This is a genomic window from Vibrio sp. Vb1980 (assembly GCF_033338615.1).
GTDB classification, from domain to species: domain Bacteria; phylum Pseudomonadota; class Gammaproteobacteria; order Enterobacterales; family Vibrionaceae; genus Vibrio; species Vibrio alginolyticus.
The window spans coordinates 53,048-67,163 of record NZ_JAWOSZ010000010.1; the positions used below are offsets into that span (position 1 = coordinate 53,048).

Sequence of the window (14,116 nt, forward strand, 5' to 3'; positions counted from 1 at the left end):
AGGTGCTATAGATGAGTGAAGCTGATGCTCGTCCATCAAACTTTATTCGCCAGATCATTGATAAAGATCTAGCGGATGGTAAACACACTAGCGTGCATACTCGATTCCCGCCGGAGCCAAATGGCTACCTGCATATCGGTCATGCTAAGTCTATCTGTTTGAACTTCGGTATTGCTCAGGACTACCAGGGTCAATGTAATCTGCGTTTCGACGATACAAACCCTGAAAAAGAAGACATCGAATACGTTGAGTCTATCAAGAAAGATGTAAACTGGTTGGGCTTTGAGTGGAGTGGTGAAGTATGTTACTCATCAAACTACTTCGATAAGCTTTACGAATATGCAATTGAATTGATTAACAAAGGCTTAGCGTACGTAGATGAGCTAAGTCCAGAGCAAATTCGTGAATACCGCGGCACACTAAAGGCGCCAGGTAAACCAAGTCCATACCGTGACCGTTCTGTTGAAGAGAACTTGGCGTTGTTTGAAAAAATGCGCGCTGGTGAATTTGAAGAAGGTAAAGCGTGTCTTCGTGCTAAAATCGACATGGGTTCTTCATTCATGGTCATGCGCGATCCAGTTTTATACCGTGTGCGTTTTGCTACGCACCACCAAACTGGTGATAAGTGGTGCATTTACCCAATGTACGACTTTACGCACTGTATTTCTGATGCATTAGAAGGCATTACGCACTCTATTTGTACGCTTGAATTCATGGATAACCGTCGTCTGTACGATTGGGTTCTAGACAACATCACGATCGAAAGCCGTCCACATCAATACGAGTTCAGTCGTTTAAACCTTGAATACACAGTGATGTCTAAGCGTAAGCTTAACCAGCTAGTTACTGAAAAACTGGTTAATGGTTGGGATGATCCACGTATGCCGACTGTCTCAGGTCTGCGTCGTCGTGGCTTCACACCTGCATCTATTCGTGAGTTTTGTAAGCGTATTGGTGTAACGAAGCAAGAAAATATGATCGAGTTTAGTTCATTAGAATCTTGTATTCGTGATGACCTAAACGAGAACGCTCCGCGTGCAATGGCTGTACTGGATCCTGTTAAAGTTGTTATCGAAAACTTTGAAGCAGGCGCAGTAGAAAACTTGACAGTTGCCAACCACCCAAATAAACCTGAAATGGGCGTGCGTGAAGTGCCATTCACGCGTGAATTGTGGATTGAGCGTGAAGACTTCCGTGAAGAAGCGAACAAAAAGTACAAGCGTTTAGTGCTAGGTAAAGAAGTTCGTTTACGTGGTGCTTACGTGATCAAAGCTGAGCGCATTGAAAAAGATGCCGAAGGCAACATCACAACGATCTTCTGTTCTTACGATGCAGATACGCTAGGTAAAAACCCAGCAGATGGTCGTAAAGTGAAAGGCGTTATTCATTGGGTGTCAGCTGATAAAGCTCTTCCAGCGGAAATTCGTCTGTACGATCGTTTATTTACGGTGCCAAACCCAGGCGCAGCGGAAGATTTTGCTTCTACTATCAACCCTGAATCATTAGTTGTGATCAATGGCTTCGTCGAGCCTAGCCTAGCTTCTGCAGAAGCAGAAAAAGGTTACCAGTTTGAACGTATGGGTTACTTCTGTGCAGACTCTAAAGACTCTTCAGCAGATAATCTAGTATTCAACCGCACGGTTGGTCTACGTGATACCTGGGCAAAAATTGAGAATCAATAATCTCAATTAATGCTGAGAACGATGAAAAAATGCCAGCAAACGCTGGCATTTTTTATACCTAATCCCACAGAGTGCTATATAGATGTGCAAAACTGTGGAGAAAAAAGATGGGTGTTTAGTAGCTTTTGTTCTGTAACCAAAGTACTGACGTCTAAGGTACTGACTTCTAGAAACAAAAAACGCCAGCATGTGCTGACGTTTACTTTTTAAATTAACAAACCCTTATTTTTTCGGTTTGTGTGCATCTGGATTGTCTTTACAACCACCATCGCTACACTTGCCGTACAAGTATAAGCTGTGGTTTGTTAGTGTGACATTGTACTTAGCTGCAATCTCTTTTTGACGTTCTTCAATAAGATCGTCAGAAAATTCAATTACCTCACCACAGTCTAGGCACACTAGGTGGTCGTGGTGATGTTGAGTCGATAATTCGAAGACTGACTTTCCACCTTCAAAGTGGTGACGAGTTACAATACCAGCATCGTCGAACTGGTTTAGAACTCGGTAAACAGTTGCTAGGCCAATTTCTTCACCTAGATCAATCAACTTTTTGTACAAATCTTCAGCACTGATGTGCTGGCAGTCTGGCTGCTGAAGTACTTCTAGAATTTTTAGCCTCGGAAGGGTTACTTTTAAACCCGCATCCTTCAGCGCCTGATTATTATCTGACATATACTTTCCCGTTGGATCATCTGCAGCGATTTAACAGAATTCAATCTTCCTACCATTATAGGATAAGCGTTCGGAACATTAAACCACGAACTTCAAAGGGTTAATAGAATCTTTTTGTAAATTAGAAACAGGTCCATTATATTACAGCTCTGACCAGTTACAATTGTGTAACATTAAGCTTGGAGAGGGCAGGGATAGCGATGAATAGGCGACTAGCGAAGATATACAAACCAGGAATTGTAAAGTTCGCACTCAATATTTGGCCTCCTTTTTGGGGGGCGGGTATTAAAATCTTACATATTTCTCAAGACTTCCGTACTGTAAAGGTACGTTTAAAGCTTCGCTGGTGGAATAAAAATGCCAATCGCACCCAATATGGCGGCAGTATTTTCTCTTTAACTGATCCTATTTACTCGTTGATGCTGATGGGGATTCTACGAGAGGAATATTATGTGTGGGATAAAGAGGCAAGCATTAACTTTATTAAGCCGGGGCAAAGTGATTTGTTTGCAGAATTTGAGGTCACTGAAGGGATGCTGGAAAACATTTATCAAATGACACGGAATGGAGAAAAGTGCTTTCCTGAGTTTATTACTCATGTAAAAGATAAACAGGGGAATGTGGTTTCAGAGGTTCAACGCAAGCTTTATGTAAGAAAGAAACCTCAGTATCGCGAAGAGGAAGTACTTACCGATGCTGTGTGACAATACATACAAAAAGACCTCCAAGTGGAGGTCTTTGCATCATTCAATTTGATTAGCCTTCTAGCTCAGCTAAACACATCTCTTCATAGATCTGTTTAACCCAGCTTTCAACACGCTCGTCAGTCAATTCTGGTTGGCGGTCTTCATCAATACATAGACCTACGAATTGGCTTTCGTCACCTTCAACAAGTGCTTTAGACGCTTCAAATTCGTAGCCTTCTGTCGAGGTATGGCCAAGAATTGTGCCGCCTTTAGATTCAACGATATCACGGACTGTGCCCATCGCGTCACAGAAGTATTCTGCGTAGTCTTCTTGGTCGCCACAGCCAAAGATAGCCACTAGCTTAGTAGAGAAGTCGATTTGCTCAAGTTCAGGGAAGAAGTCATCCCAATCACATTGTGCTTCGCCGTAGTACCAAGTTGGGATACCTAGAAGAAGAAGATCGAAGTTATCAATGTCTTCTTTGCTGCTTTTCGCGATGTCTTGAACGTGAACTAGATGTTTACCTAGTTGCTTTTGAATCATCTTTGCAACGGCTTCAGTATTACCTGTGTCGCTACCGAAGAAGATACCTACACTTGCCATAGAGTCTATACCTTTACATTGTTTGTTATTGGCGATACTACTAAGGGTTTAACCTAACCCTGAGCCTTCCCAAGTTAGCTGAATTACACCTTTTGCAATAAAGCCAGCACAGCCTAGGAAAAGGACTAACCACACAATACGACGACCAAAAACAGGTACATTGCCTTGCTTTAGCACATCTTTTATCGCCATCCCGATGAAAAAAAAGATAGCAGCAAAAAGAAGATCGAGCCCAATAGACTCGAGCATATCCATATAGTCGTAAAGCATTTTAGCCCTTCATGCCGAAAAATCTTGGGCGCACTATACCACTGTTAAACGGTAAAGTTAATGCACTACAAGAAGGGTTATTTCAATAATCTAGTGTTGCTTTTCGAATTTGTTAACTCGAAATGTATTTTCGAATGACTCTCATTACTTCTGTCGGTTTCTCGGCGTGTAACCAGTGACCAGTGCCAGCGATAATGTGTGCTTTAGCATGGTTAAATTGTCGCTTCACTGCCGGCTGATGTTCTGGCATTAAGTAGTCAGAGTCGCCGCCTTTGATAAATAAAGTTGGGATATCTGTTGGTGTGATTTCTTGCCAGCCAATAATTTGGTCATAATTCTCAAAAAGGCTCGGTACGTTAAACCGCCAATCCATCTTATCGCCATTTTTGTACAGTGATTTAGAGAGAAATTGTCTTACACCATCGAGTTCAATATGTTGAGCTAGGATATCCATGGCTTGCTGTCGATTTGCTGGTTTTTCATTAATAACAGCATGTAAGCCGTTAAAAACATTATCGTGACGGTTCGTAGTGTAGGCTACAGGCGCCATGTCGAGAACGACTAACTGCTTGACTACATTTGGAGCAATGTCCACAAGAGCCATCGCGACTTTTCCGCCCATGGAGTGACCAATAACAATAGATGGCTCAACGTTTAAGTGCTGAAGGAGCTGAGCCACATCTTTTGCCATATCGGTATAGTTATGGACTTCGGAGTGGAAAGAGAGGCCGTGATTTCTCAGATCAATACTGATCACCGTGTGATCTTTAATAAGATCGCGGGCGAGTAGACCCAGATTACTTAAACTACCAAACAATCCGTGAATCAAAACAACTGTTTGGCCTTGGCCTTCCTGCTTATAGTTGAGTAATGCTGACATTTTATCTTATTCGTGATGGGTTTAACGTGGAGTATCCGCGTGGATCTCGTTATAATCCCCCAGAGTTTAAACATTGAGAATGTGAAAAGCGAATGAAAACAATTGAGGTTGATGAGGATCTATACCGTTATATAGCTAGTCAAACTAAGCATATCGGTGAAAGCGCCTCGGATATTTTGCGACGCCTTTTAAACCTTGATGGTCAGTTGCAGGAAGCTAAAGCCGCGCCTGTAGTAGAGAAGCCACAAGGGATTGTAGTAAGTAAAGATGCGGGTAAAACGGAATCTGTTGATGTAGTGAAAGAAATGCGTTCGCTGCTTATTTCTGATGAGTTTGCCGGTCTAAAAAAAGCGATTGATCGCTTTATGTTGGTATTATCGACCTTACATAAATTGAATCCAGAAGGTTTCGCCCAGGCTACGAATGTAAAAGGACGCAAACGCGTGTACTTTGCAGATAATGAAGAAACCTTGCTAGCAAACGGTAATACGACCAAGCCAAAAGCCATTCCTGGCACACCGTTTTGGGTTATCACGAATAACAATACAAGTCGTAAAAGACAGATGGTTGAACAAGTTATGGCACACATGGGGTTCCAACCTGACTTAATAGAAAAAGTAACAGGTTCAATCTAAGAAACCTGATAGAAGCCTCATAATGCGTCGCAGTGAGCGGATATTATGAGGCTTTTTTAATTTTATTTGTATTGAAAGAAAGGATGTCAAACATGGCTATGCACCCTCGTGCTGGGCAAAAAGCGCAGCAGGAAGATCTTCACAATATCCCAGCACTCGTCGCTAACTACTTCTTACTTCAACCAGACGCGGCAAACGCAGAACACAAAGTTCAATTTGGTACTTCTGGCCACCGCGGTACTGCAGACAAGCACACTTTTAACGAAAACCACATTTTAGCGATCGCTCAAGCGGTAGCAGAAGTTCGTGCTGAGCAAGGCACAACTGGCCCGTTGTTTGTGGGTAAAGACACGCATGCGCTATCTGAGCCTGCTTTCTCAAGTGTGATTGAAGTACTGATTGCAAACGGTGTGAAAGTGATTGTCCAACAAGACAACGGTTACACGCCAACACCGGGTATTTCACACGCGATTCTGACTTACAACATCAAACACGATGAAAAAGCAGACGGTATCGTTATTACCCCATCACATAACCCACCACAAGACGGCGGTATCAAATACAATCCGACACATGGTGGTCCTGCAGAAGCTGAGTTGACTCAAGCTATCGAAGATCGTGCGAACGAATTGATTGCTGGAGGTTTACAAGGTGTTAAACGCCTACCACTAGCAGAAGCAAAAGCATCGGATCTGTTTGTAGAGATGGACTTGGTGAAGCCATACATCGATGACCTGGTGAACGTTATTGATATGGAAGCAATCCAAAAAGCGAACCTGAAGATTGGTGTAGATCCATTGGGTGGCAGCGGTATCGATTACTGGCGTCAAATTGGTCAGGCATACAACCTAGACCTAACGCTAGTAAGTGAATCGATCGATCCTTCTTTCCAATTCATGTCGCTAGATAAAGACGGCGTTGTGCGTATGGACTGTTCTTCTCCTTACGCAATGGCGGGTCTATTGGCACTGAAAGACGAATACGATTTAGCATTTGGTAACGATCCTGACTACGACCGTCACGGTATCGTTACGCCAAAAGGTTTGATGAACCCGAACCACTTCTTAGCCGTTTGTATTGACTACTTGTACCGTCATCGTGACGCGTGGGGTAAAGATGTCGCTGTTGGTAAAACACTAGTTTCAAGTGCGCTGATTGACCGTGTTGTTGCGGATCTAGGTCGTGAGCTATGTGAAGTGCCTGTTGGTTTCAAATGGTTTGTAGACGGTCTGTACACTGGTAAGTTTGGTTTCGGTGGCGAAGAAAGTGCTGGTGCGTCTTTCCTTCGTAAAGATGGCACGCCTTGGTCAACAGACAAAGATGGCATCTTGCTATGCCTTCTAGCAGCAGAGATCACTGCGGTAACGGGTAAGAACCCACAAGATTACTATGAAGAGCTAGCGGCGAAGCACGGTGAGTCGAAGTACAACCGTATTCAAGCTGTAGCAAATGGCCCACAAAAAGACGTATTGAAGAAGTTGTCACCAGAAATGGTTGCGGCTGAAACTCTAGCAGGTGATGAGATCACTGCTCGTCTAACGCATGCACCAGGCAATGGTGCTGCGATTGGTGGCCTTAAAGTAACGACAGCTAACGGTTGGTTCGCTGCTCGTCCATCAGGCACAGAGGACATCTACAAGATTTACTGTGAAAGCTTCAAAGGTGAAGAGCACCTAAAACAAATCGAAGCAGAAGCACAAGAGATCGTTAATCAAGTGTTTGCAGCCGCTGGTTTGTAAAACATCCAATGGTCAATGTATCTAGCAAAGGGTTGATGTGAAAACATCAACCCTTTCATGTTTAAGTGCCCCGAACAGCTTTATCTCCGGGCCATGAATCTGGTACCACAAACCAGAATTGACCGTCTTCCGTTTGTGCGTGTATGAATCGATCTAAAGGCTTTTCAATAGGTTGAGAGAAATCGTCTGTACCGGTCGCCCAGCATGGTTTATGTAAATGATAAAGGGGTTTACTAATTAAATCCCATTGACTTTGATAGCACCAGTAACCACTAATCTGACTTGGATTTAATTCATAACCCAAGCACTCCTTAGGAGTTGGCTCTGGAGTAAATGGATTAATATAGAGTCGTCCTTGCATCATTAGGCGCTCTTCTGGAGAGTCGTTTAAAGGAATTATTTTTTGAAATTCCGGGCGATCGCTCATTTTCAGTTGATGCGTGAGCATTCTATCCAATTTCGCATGTAACTGGTCGTGAGCATTCGGGCCATACCAAATGCCGTTGTAAAGAAGATAAAACTTAATCGCCACTTCCCAATGTTCTATCTGATTTGATTCTGTATTCCTCAACACCAAATCGACAGCACCAATGGTCTTACCTTCAGCGTCGTTTAACTGAATTTCTTCGGCAATAATCTGATATCGTTCTGAATTAGAAAGAGCCGCAGTGCATAGGTGCTGATATAAAAAACCCAGTCTCGGATTACCATTGTATTGTTCTGAGCTATTCAAAGGTTTGACCGAGACATCTTCTAAGGTTGCAAACGGAGGGCGTAACTTGAAAAGCGGAGGTGAAGTGGCGATCCATTGGTAAAAGCGTTGCAGTTGGTTCATCCGTATCCCTAAATGTATGGTGAGGCGACAAGCTTTGTTATTGTAACTAAATTTGCTTTTGAGGGTAGGGTGGCTAGCATCGATATTAGGGTTCGAGATACACTTTAAATACCTAAATGATATCAAGGTGCCAGATGTCAAAACGTTGTTGTATCAACTAGGTTGCACACTCTCGGTCTGATTTCATCGAGAGGTTATTTAGGTTTACATGCGCTAGAAATTGGAAGTAATAATGAATAACTTAAAGCTAGAACAGATTCTTAATGACAAACTGTCACCGCAGTTAATTAAAGATTACGCACCAAACGGGTTACAGGTAGAAGGGACGCCAGCCGTAAAGCGTATTATCACTGGCGTAACCGCCTCTCAAGCCTTAATCGATAAAGCGATTGAGCTTAATGCAGACGCATTGCTTGTTCATCATGGCTATTTTTGGAAAGGTGAGCCTGAGCCAATTCGTGGCATGAAAGGTAAACGAATTCGTAGCCTGATCAAAAATGATATCAACTTATATGGTTATCACCTTCCTCTAGATATTCATCCAGAGCTAGGCAACAACGCTGAATTAGCTCGCTTACTTGAAATCGAAGTAGAAGGTGGGCTTGAAGGGCACCCTCAGTCAGTTGCTATGTTTGGGCGCTTGAAAAAGCCGATGTCTGGTGTTGAATTTGCGAGTAAGATCAACCAAGTTCTTGAAAGAGAGCCTCTGCATATCGCTCCAGAGAATACTGATAAGATGATTGAGACAGTCGGCTGGTGTACTGGTGGAGGGCAGGATTTCATTGAACTTGCTGTACAGCACGGGCTGGATGCATTTATCTCTGGAGAAATTTCAGAGCGCACCACTTATACTGCTCGTGAAATGGACATTCATTACTTTGCTGCAGGTCATCATGCTACTGAGCGTTATGGTGTTCAGGCCTTAGGCAAATGGCTAGCGGATGAATATGGCCTACATGTGGAGTTTATCGATATTGATAATCCGGTTTAGCGTTCTCCATTAATAACGTTAAACGCAAAAAAGAAAAAAGGGTTGAGACGAAAATCTCAACCCTTTTGTTTGTCTATCTTCGTACTAAAAGATCATTCACGTTCGTGAAGTGGAGAAAACTCACGTTGTGTTTCGCCAGTGTATAGCTGACGAGGACGACCGATGCGGTTCAGTGGATCGCTGTGCATTTCGTTCCAGTGAGCAATCCAGCCGATGGTACGAGAAATCGCGAAGATAACCGTAAACATAGAAACTGGAATACCAATCGCTTTAAGAATGATACCTGAGTAGAAGTCTACGTTCGGGTACAGCTTCTTAGACACGAAGTACTCATCAGAAAGTGCAATGCGCTCAAGTTCCATTGCAACGTCTAGCAGAGGGTCTTGAATGTTTAGCTCTTTGAGAACTTCATGACACGTTTCGCGCATTACTGTCGCACGTGGGTCGTAGTTCTTGTAAACGCGGTGACCAAAGCCCATTAAGCGGAATGGGTCATCTTTGTCTTTCGCGCGGTCTACATATTCAGGGATGTTATCGACGCTGCCAATCTCTTCTAGCATTCTCAAGCAGGCTTCGTTTGCACCACCGTGAGCAGGTCCCCAAAGGGATGCAATACCAGCGGCAATACATGCAAATGGGTTCGCACCAGAAGAGCCAGCTAGGCGTACAGTTGATGTCGACGCATTCTGTTCGTGATCCGCGTGTAGAGTGAAAATCTTATCCATCGCACGGGCAACCACAGGATTTACTTCATACTCTTCGCAAGGGTTTGCGAACATCATATGCAAGAAGTTCTCAGCGTAGCTAAGGTCGTTACGAGGGTAAATAAATGGCTGACCGATAGAGTATTTGTAACACATCGCCGCCAGTGTTGGCATTTTTGACAGCAGACGGTACGCTGCAATTTCGCGGTGTTCGTCGTTGTTAATGTCAAGAGAGTCGTGATAGAAGGCTGCAAGTGCTCCAACTACACCACACATTACCGCCATTGGGTGAGCATCGCGTCTGAAGCCATGGAAAAAGCTTGCGATTTGCTCGTGTACCATTGTGTGACGAGTAACGGTCGTTTTGAATTGCTCGTATTGTTCTCGGGTAGGGGCTTCACCATAAAGAAGGATGTAACATACTTCTAAGTAATCTGCGTTATTGGCTAATTGATCAATCGGGAAACCGCGGTGCAAAAGAATACCTTTGCCGCCATCGATGTACGTGATTGATGATTCACAAGATGCAGTGGCAAGAAAACCTGGGTCAAAAGTAAAGTAACCATTGGCTCCCAGCTTACGAACGTCAATTACAGGTGTACCTAGCGTACCGTCCATAATTGGCAGTTCGATTGGCGCTTGACCTTCAACATGAAGGGTCGCTTTCTTATCCGCCATAACAATCTCCTTTGTTTATTATTTAATCCGTCCAGGATGTTTATGTGCCATTTTTGTACTGTTGTTAAAGCTTAAAGTCAATTTTTCTCCATCTTTGTGTGCACTTGTTATGATTTTTCTCATGAAAATCGTTAAAAATCTGTTCTATGTAGCATAATTTGTTACACCAATTGTATTAGAATGTTGCTCGCCGTATATTGGCAAAGAAAATTTTAGTTAAATCCTTATAAATTCGGGGCTAGAAACAAAGAGTGAGGTTTGTTGCTGGATTCCGTTTGTTAACAACTTGTTTACAATTATCTGAGTGGTTACTCGCGATATTTGTTAAATAGATGTTAACTTTTGTACGTTTGGAAGCTGAAATTGGTTATAACAATAAATGCTCAATGGAGCTGAGTGAGCAAGCCCGTGAAAGAAAGAAAGTCAAGACCTGTTAATTTAGATTTACAGACCATCCACTTTCCTATCACAGCAATCGCATCCATCCTACACCGTGTGTCTGGGGTAATTACGTTTGTTGCGGTGGGTATATTACTGTGGTTACTATCCATTTCTCTGTCATCCCCAATGGGTTTTATGGAAGCCGCTGACATCGTCGATAGCTTCTTCGTAAAATTCATCCTGTGGGGAATTCTTACTGCACTTGCCTACCACATCGCAGGTGGTATCCGTCACTTATTGATGGATCTAGGTCACTTTGAAGAACTAGATTCAGGCACGATGAGCGCTAAAGTCGCGTTTGGTGCAACAGCAGTATTATCATTATTGGCGGGGATCTTGGTATGGTAAAACACGTATCTTCATTTGGTCGTAATGGTGTACACGATTTCCTACTAATTCGTGCAACTGCAATCATTATGACGCTATACACGATTTATCTGATTAGCTTCTGTGCATTTTCAGATATCTCTTACGCATCTTGGACCCAATTCTTTGGTGGTACCTTCACTAAAGTATTCACCATGTTGGCACTTGTCTCGATCCTGATTCACGCTTGGGTTGGTTTGTGGCAAGTATTAACTGATTACATTAAGTGCGCGAAACTACGTGGCGCACTACAACTTGGTGTTATTGCCGTGCTATTCGGCTATGTCTTCTCTGGTCTATTTATTCTGTGGGGTGCGTAAGTGTCTATTCCAGTTCGTGAGTTTGATGCCGTAGTAATCGGCGCTGGTGGTGCAGGTATGCGCGCTGCACTACAAATTTCAGAACAAGGCCTATCATGTGCTTTGTTGTCAAAAGTATTTCCAACACGTTCTCATACTGTGTCTGCACAGGGTGGCATTACTGTTGCTCTGGGTAACTCGCACAAAGACGATTGGCAATGGCACATGTACGATACCGTTAAAGGTTCCGACTACATCGGTGACCAGAACGCGATTGAATACATGTGTAAAAATGGTCCTGAGTCAGTTATCGAGCTTGAAAAAATGGGTCTGCCATTCTCTCGTTTCGATAACGGTACCATCTACCAACGTCCATTCGGTGGTCAATCTAAAGAGTTTGGTGGTGAGCAAGCTGCTCGTACAGCCGCAGCTGCAGACCGTACTGGCCACGCACTTCTTCACACGCTTTACCAGCAAAACGTAAAACACAAAACAACCATCTTCTCGGAGTGGTACGCTTTGGATCTTGTGAAAAACCAAGACGGCGCAATCATGGGTTGTACTGCGATTTGTATGGAAACGGGTGAAATCTGTTACTTCAAATCGAAAGCAACCATTCTAGCTACAGGTGGTGCAGGTCGTATTTACGCATCGACCACTAACGCGCACATCAACACGGGTGATGGCGTTGGTATGGCACTTCGCGCAGGCGTTCCAATGCAAGACATGGAAATGTGGCAGTTCCACCCAACAGGTATTGCTGGCGCGGGTGTTCTAGTGACGGAAGGTTGTCGTGGTGAAGGTGGTTACCTTCTAAATAAAGATGGTGAACGCTTCATGGAGCGCTACGCACCAAACGCGAAAGACCTCGCTGGTCGTGACGTGGTTGCTCGTTCAATGATGATTGAAATCCGTGAAGGCCGCGGCTGTGATGGTCCTTGGGGTCCACATATCAAGTTGAAACTTGATCACCTTGGTAAAGAAGTACTTGAATCACGTCTACCAGGTATCTGTGAACTGTCTCGTACATTTGCACACGTTGACCCTGTGAAAGAGCCAATTCCAGTAATTCCAACTTGTCACTACATGATGGGTGGTGTACCTACTCAAGTCTCTGGCCAAGCAATTAAGCAGAAGGCCGACGGTAGCGAGATGGAAGTACAAGGCCTTTACGCATGTGGTGAGATTGCTTCTGTATCGGTACACGGTGCTAACCGTCTGGGCGGCAACTCATTACTAGACTTGGTCGTATTTGGTCGTGCTACTGGCTTGCACCTTGGCGAAACGCTAGCAGCGCAAGCAGAAGCTCGTCCTGCAACAGAATCTGATATTGAAGCGTCTCTATCGCGTACTATGCGTTGGGAAAACAGCACTGGTGGTGAAGATCCAGTTCAGATTCGTAAAGACCTACAAGCATGCATGCAAAACAGCTTCTCGGTATTCCGTGAAGGCGATGCGATGGCAACCGGTCTAGAAGAGTTGAAAGTGATTCGCGAACGTTTGAAAGATGCGCATCTAGCGGACAAGTCTTCAGAGTTCAACACGCAGCGTATTGAGTGTCTAGAACTTGATAACCTGATGGAAACCGCGTTTTCAACTGCCGTTGCAGCAAACTACCGTACAGAGAGTCGTGGCGCACATGCTCGTTTCGATTTCCCTGAGCGTGATGATGAGAACTGGCTATGCCACTCTATCTACAATCCGGAAACAGAAGCGATGACTAAGCGTGATGTGAACATGACGCCAACGCATCGTGAAGCTTTCCCGCCGAAAGTACGTACATACTAAAGGGAGGATACGACTATGAAATTAAACTTCTCTTTATACCGTTACAATCCGGATGTGGATACCAAGCCTTACATGAAAGAGTATACCCTTGAGGTAGACGAAGGCTCAGACATGATGGTGCTTGATGCATTGATTCTGCTAAAAGAGCAAGATCCAAGCATCGCGTTCCGTCGCTCATGCCGTGAAGGGGTATGTGGTTCTGATGGTTTGAATATGAATGGTAAAAACGGCCTAGCGTGTATCACACCGTTATCTGCTCTACAAGGCGATAAGATAGTTATTCGTCCACTACCAGGGTTACCTGTCGTGCGCGATCTTATCGTTGACATGACGCAGTTCTATGATAACTATGCGAAAGTTAAACCATTCTTGATTGATGATGGTGCATTACCACCATCACGTGAGAACCTACAATCGCCTGATGATCGTGCGCATTTAGATGGATTGTACGAATGTATCATGTGTGCATGTTGTACAACGTCTTGCCCATCATTCTGGTGGAACCCTGATAAATTCATCGGCCCAGCTGGTCTTCTCGCAGCGTACCGTTGGCTAATTGATAGCCGCGATACGGCAACAGATGAACGTTTGTCTGATCTTGATGATGCATTTAGCGTTTTTCGTTGCCATGGCATCATGAATTGTGTAAGTGTTTGTCCTAAGGGATTAAATCCGACGAAAGCCATCGGTCACATTAAGTCGATGTTGGTTAATCGTTCGGTTTAATTTACTCGCTCTTAGGAATGTCGCAGTGTTGCGGATCACCCGATATGACCGCTTCACTGCTTCAGTAATATTCGAGTAAAGAATACAAAAATTGCCGACCGTATTTTTAGTCGGCTCTTA

General features: G+C 43.9%; 15 protein-coding genes. 9 read left to right on the forward strand and 6 right to left on the reverse strand.

Annotated elements, in window-relative coordinates:
• The first annotated feature begins 11 nt into the window (after positions 1–11).
• Positions 12–1,682 carry a glutamine--tRNA ligase gene (gene glnS, locus R7F64_RS15530; RefSeq protein ID WP_318071878.1) on the forward strand — a complete coding sequence of 557 codons (1,671 nt, stop codon included), beginning with the start codon at positions 12–14 and terminating at the stop codon, positions 1,680–1,682.
• A gap of 222 nt (positions 1,683–1,904) precedes the next feature.
• Here glnS and fcrX read toward each other — a convergent pair whose 3' ends face one another.
• On the reverse strand, positions 1,905–2,354 hold the full coding sequence (gene fcrX / locus R7F64_RS15535) for a ferric iron uptake transcriptional regulator FcrX (protein WP_005382141.1): 450 nt from the start codon (positions 2,352–2,354) through the stop codon (positions 1,905–1,907).
• Between the two features lie 200 nt (positions 2,355–2,554).
• Here fcrX and R7F64_RS15540 point away from each other — a divergent pair, with 200 nt between their 5' ends.
• Positions 2,555–3,058, forward strand: coding sequence for a DUF4442 domain-containing protein (locus tag R7F64_RS15540; protein ID WP_005382144.1), 504 nt, complete (start codon positions 2,555–2,557; stop codon positions 3,056–3,058).
• Between the two features lie 52 nt (positions 3,059–3,110).
• Here R7F64_RS15540 and fldA read toward each other — a convergent pair whose 3' ends face one another.
• From fldA to R7F64_RS15555, 3 genes are all read right to left on the reverse strand, one after another.
• Entirely contained in the window at positions 3,111–3,644 is a 534-nt protein-coding gene (gene fldA / locus R7F64_RS15545; RefSeq protein WP_005382146.1) for a flavodoxin FldA, read from the reverse strand.
• 48 nt (positions 3,645–3,692) lie between these two features.
• Positions 3,693–3,914, reverse strand: coding sequence for a DUF2788 domain-containing protein (locus R7F64_RS15550; protein WP_005393038.1), 222 nt, complete (start codon positions 3,912–3,914; stop codon positions 3,693–3,695).
• Between the two features lie 112 nt (positions 3,915–4,026).
• Entirely contained in the window at positions 4,027–4,794 is a 768-nt protein-coding gene (locus R7F64_RS15555; RefSeq protein ID WP_017819953.1) for an alpha/beta fold hydrolase, read from the reverse strand.
• A 92-nt stretch (positions 4,795–4,886) separates the two neighbouring features.
• On the opposite strand from R7F64_RS15555, the gene seqA reads away from it, so the two are divergent.
• Positions 4,887–5,429, forward strand: a complete 543-nt coding sequence (gene seqA, locus R7F64_RS15560; protein ID WP_005382149.1) for a replication initiation negative regulator SeqA — start codon at positions 4,887–4,889, stop codon at positions 5,427–5,429.
• Positions 5,430–5,521: 92 nt separating this feature from the next.
• Entirely contained in the window at positions 5,522–7,168 is a 1,647-nt protein-coding gene (pgm, locus tag R7F64_RS15565) for a phosphoglucomutase (alpha-D-glucose-1,6-bisphosphate-dependent) (RefSeq protein WP_065274259.1), read from the forward strand.
• Positions 7,169–7,229: 61 nt separating this feature from the next.
• Here pgm and R7F64_RS15570 read toward each other — a convergent pair whose 3' ends face one another.
• A complete protein-coding gene (locus R7F64_RS15570; RefSeq protein WP_213915115.1) occupies positions 7,230–8,003 on the reverse strand; it encodes a DUF1853 family protein in 774 nt (257 codons plus the stop codon).
• Positions 8,004–8,235: 232 nt separating this feature from the next.
• Here R7F64_RS15570 and R7F64_RS15575 point away from each other — a divergent pair, with 232 nt between their 5' ends.
• Positions 8,236–8,994: a Nif3-like dinuclear metal center hexameric protein gene (locus tag R7F64_RS15575; protein WP_025766984.1), complete on the forward strand. Its 759-nt coding sequence runs from the start codon at positions 8,236–8,238 to the stop codon at positions 8,992–8,994.
• A 92-nt stretch (positions 8,995–9,086) separates the two neighbouring features.
• Here R7F64_RS15575 and R7F64_RS15580 read toward each other — a convergent pair whose 3' ends face one another.
• Positions 9,087–10,376, reverse strand: coding sequence for a citrate synthase (locus R7F64_RS15580; RefSeq protein WP_005382163.1), 1,290 nt, complete (start codon positions 10,374–10,376; stop codon positions 9,087–9,089).
• A 396-nt stretch (positions 10,377–10,772) separates the two neighbouring features.
• Here R7F64_RS15580 and sdhC point away from each other — a divergent pair, with 396 nt between their 5' ends.
• Genes sdhC through R7F64_RS15600 form a run of 4 tightly spaced genes read left to right on the forward strand, consistent with a single transcriptional unit; the run spans position 10,773 to position 13,996 of the window.
• Entirely contained in the window at positions 10,773–11,165 is a 393-nt protein-coding gene (gene sdhC / locus R7F64_RS15585; protein ID WP_017634811.1) for a succinate dehydrogenase cytochrome b556 subunit, read from the forward strand.
• On the forward strand, positions 11,159–11,503 hold the full coding sequence (sdhD, locus tag R7F64_RS15590; RefSeq protein ID WP_005382169.1) for a succinate dehydrogenase, hydrophobic membrane anchor protein: 345 nt from the start codon (positions 11,159–11,161) through the stop codon (positions 11,501–11,503). The genes sdhC and sdhD overlap by 7 nt, the downstream gene beginning before the upstream one ends.
• Positions 11,504–13,270 carry a succinate dehydrogenase flavoprotein subunit gene (gene sdhA, locus R7F64_RS15595; protein ID WP_318057852.1) on the forward strand — a complete coding sequence of 589 codons (1,767 nt, stop codon included), beginning with the start codon at positions 11,504–11,506 and terminating at the stop codon, positions 13,268–13,270.
• Between the two features lie 15 nt (positions 13,271–13,285).
• A complete protein-coding gene (locus tag R7F64_RS15600; RefSeq protein ID WP_005382174.1) occupies positions 13,286–13,996 on the forward strand; it encodes a succinate dehydrogenase iron-sulfur subunit in 711 nt (236 codons plus the stop codon).
• The last annotated feature ends 120 nt before the right edge of the window (positions 13,997–14,116 follow it).

Bases quoted from the DNA above. Each gene is read 5' to 3' on its own strand.
- R7F64_RS15575 (WP_025766984.1), top strand. From the start codon at position 8,236: ATGAATAACTTAAAGCTAGAACAGATTCTTAATGACAAACTGTCACCG.
- fcrX (WP_005382141.1), bottom strand. From the start codon at position 2,354: ATGTCAGATAATAATCAGGCGCTGAAGGATGCGGGTTTAAAAGTAACC.
- R7F64_RS15600 (WP_005382174.1), top strand. From the start codon at position 13,286: ATGAAATTAAACTTCTCTTTATACCGTTACAATCCGGATGTGGATACC.
- R7F64_RS15555 (WP_017819953.1), bottom strand. From the start codon at position 4,794: ATGTCAGCATTACTCAACTATAAGCAGGAAGGCCAAGGCCAAACAGTT.
- glnS (WP_318071878.1), top strand. From the start codon at position 12: ATGAGTGAAGCTGATGCTCGTCCATCAAACTTTATTCGCCAGATCATT.
- sdhD (WP_005382169.1), top strand. From the start codon at position 11,159: ATGGTAAAACACGTATCTTCATTTGGTCGTAATGGTGTACACGATTTC.
- R7F64_RS15540 (WP_005382144.1), top strand. From the start codon at position 2,555: ATGAATAGGCGACTAGCGAAGATATACAAACCAGGAATTGTAAAGTTC.
- R7F64_RS15550 (WP_005393038.1), bottom strand. From the start codon at position 3,914: ATGCTTTACGACTATATGGATATGCTCGAGTCTATTGGGCTCGATCTT.
- R7F64_RS15570 (WP_213915115.1), bottom strand. From the start codon at position 8,003: ATGAACCAACTGCAACGCTTTTACCAATGGATCGCCACTTCACCTCCG.
- seqA (WP_005382149.1), top strand. From the start codon at position 4,887: ATGAAAACAATTGAGGTTGATGAGGATCTATACCGTTATATAGCTAGT.
- pgm (WP_065274259.1), top strand. From the start codon at position 5,522: ATGGCTATGCACCCTCGTGCTGGGCAAAAAGCGCAGCAGGAAGATCTT.
- fldA (WP_005382146.1), bottom strand. From the start codon at position 3,644: ATGGCAAGTGTAGGTATCTTCTTCGGTAGCGACACAGGTAATACTGAA.
- R7F64_RS15580 (WP_005382163.1), bottom strand. From the start codon at position 10,376: ATGGCGGATAAGAAAGCGACCCTTCATGTTGAAGGTCAAGCGCCAATC.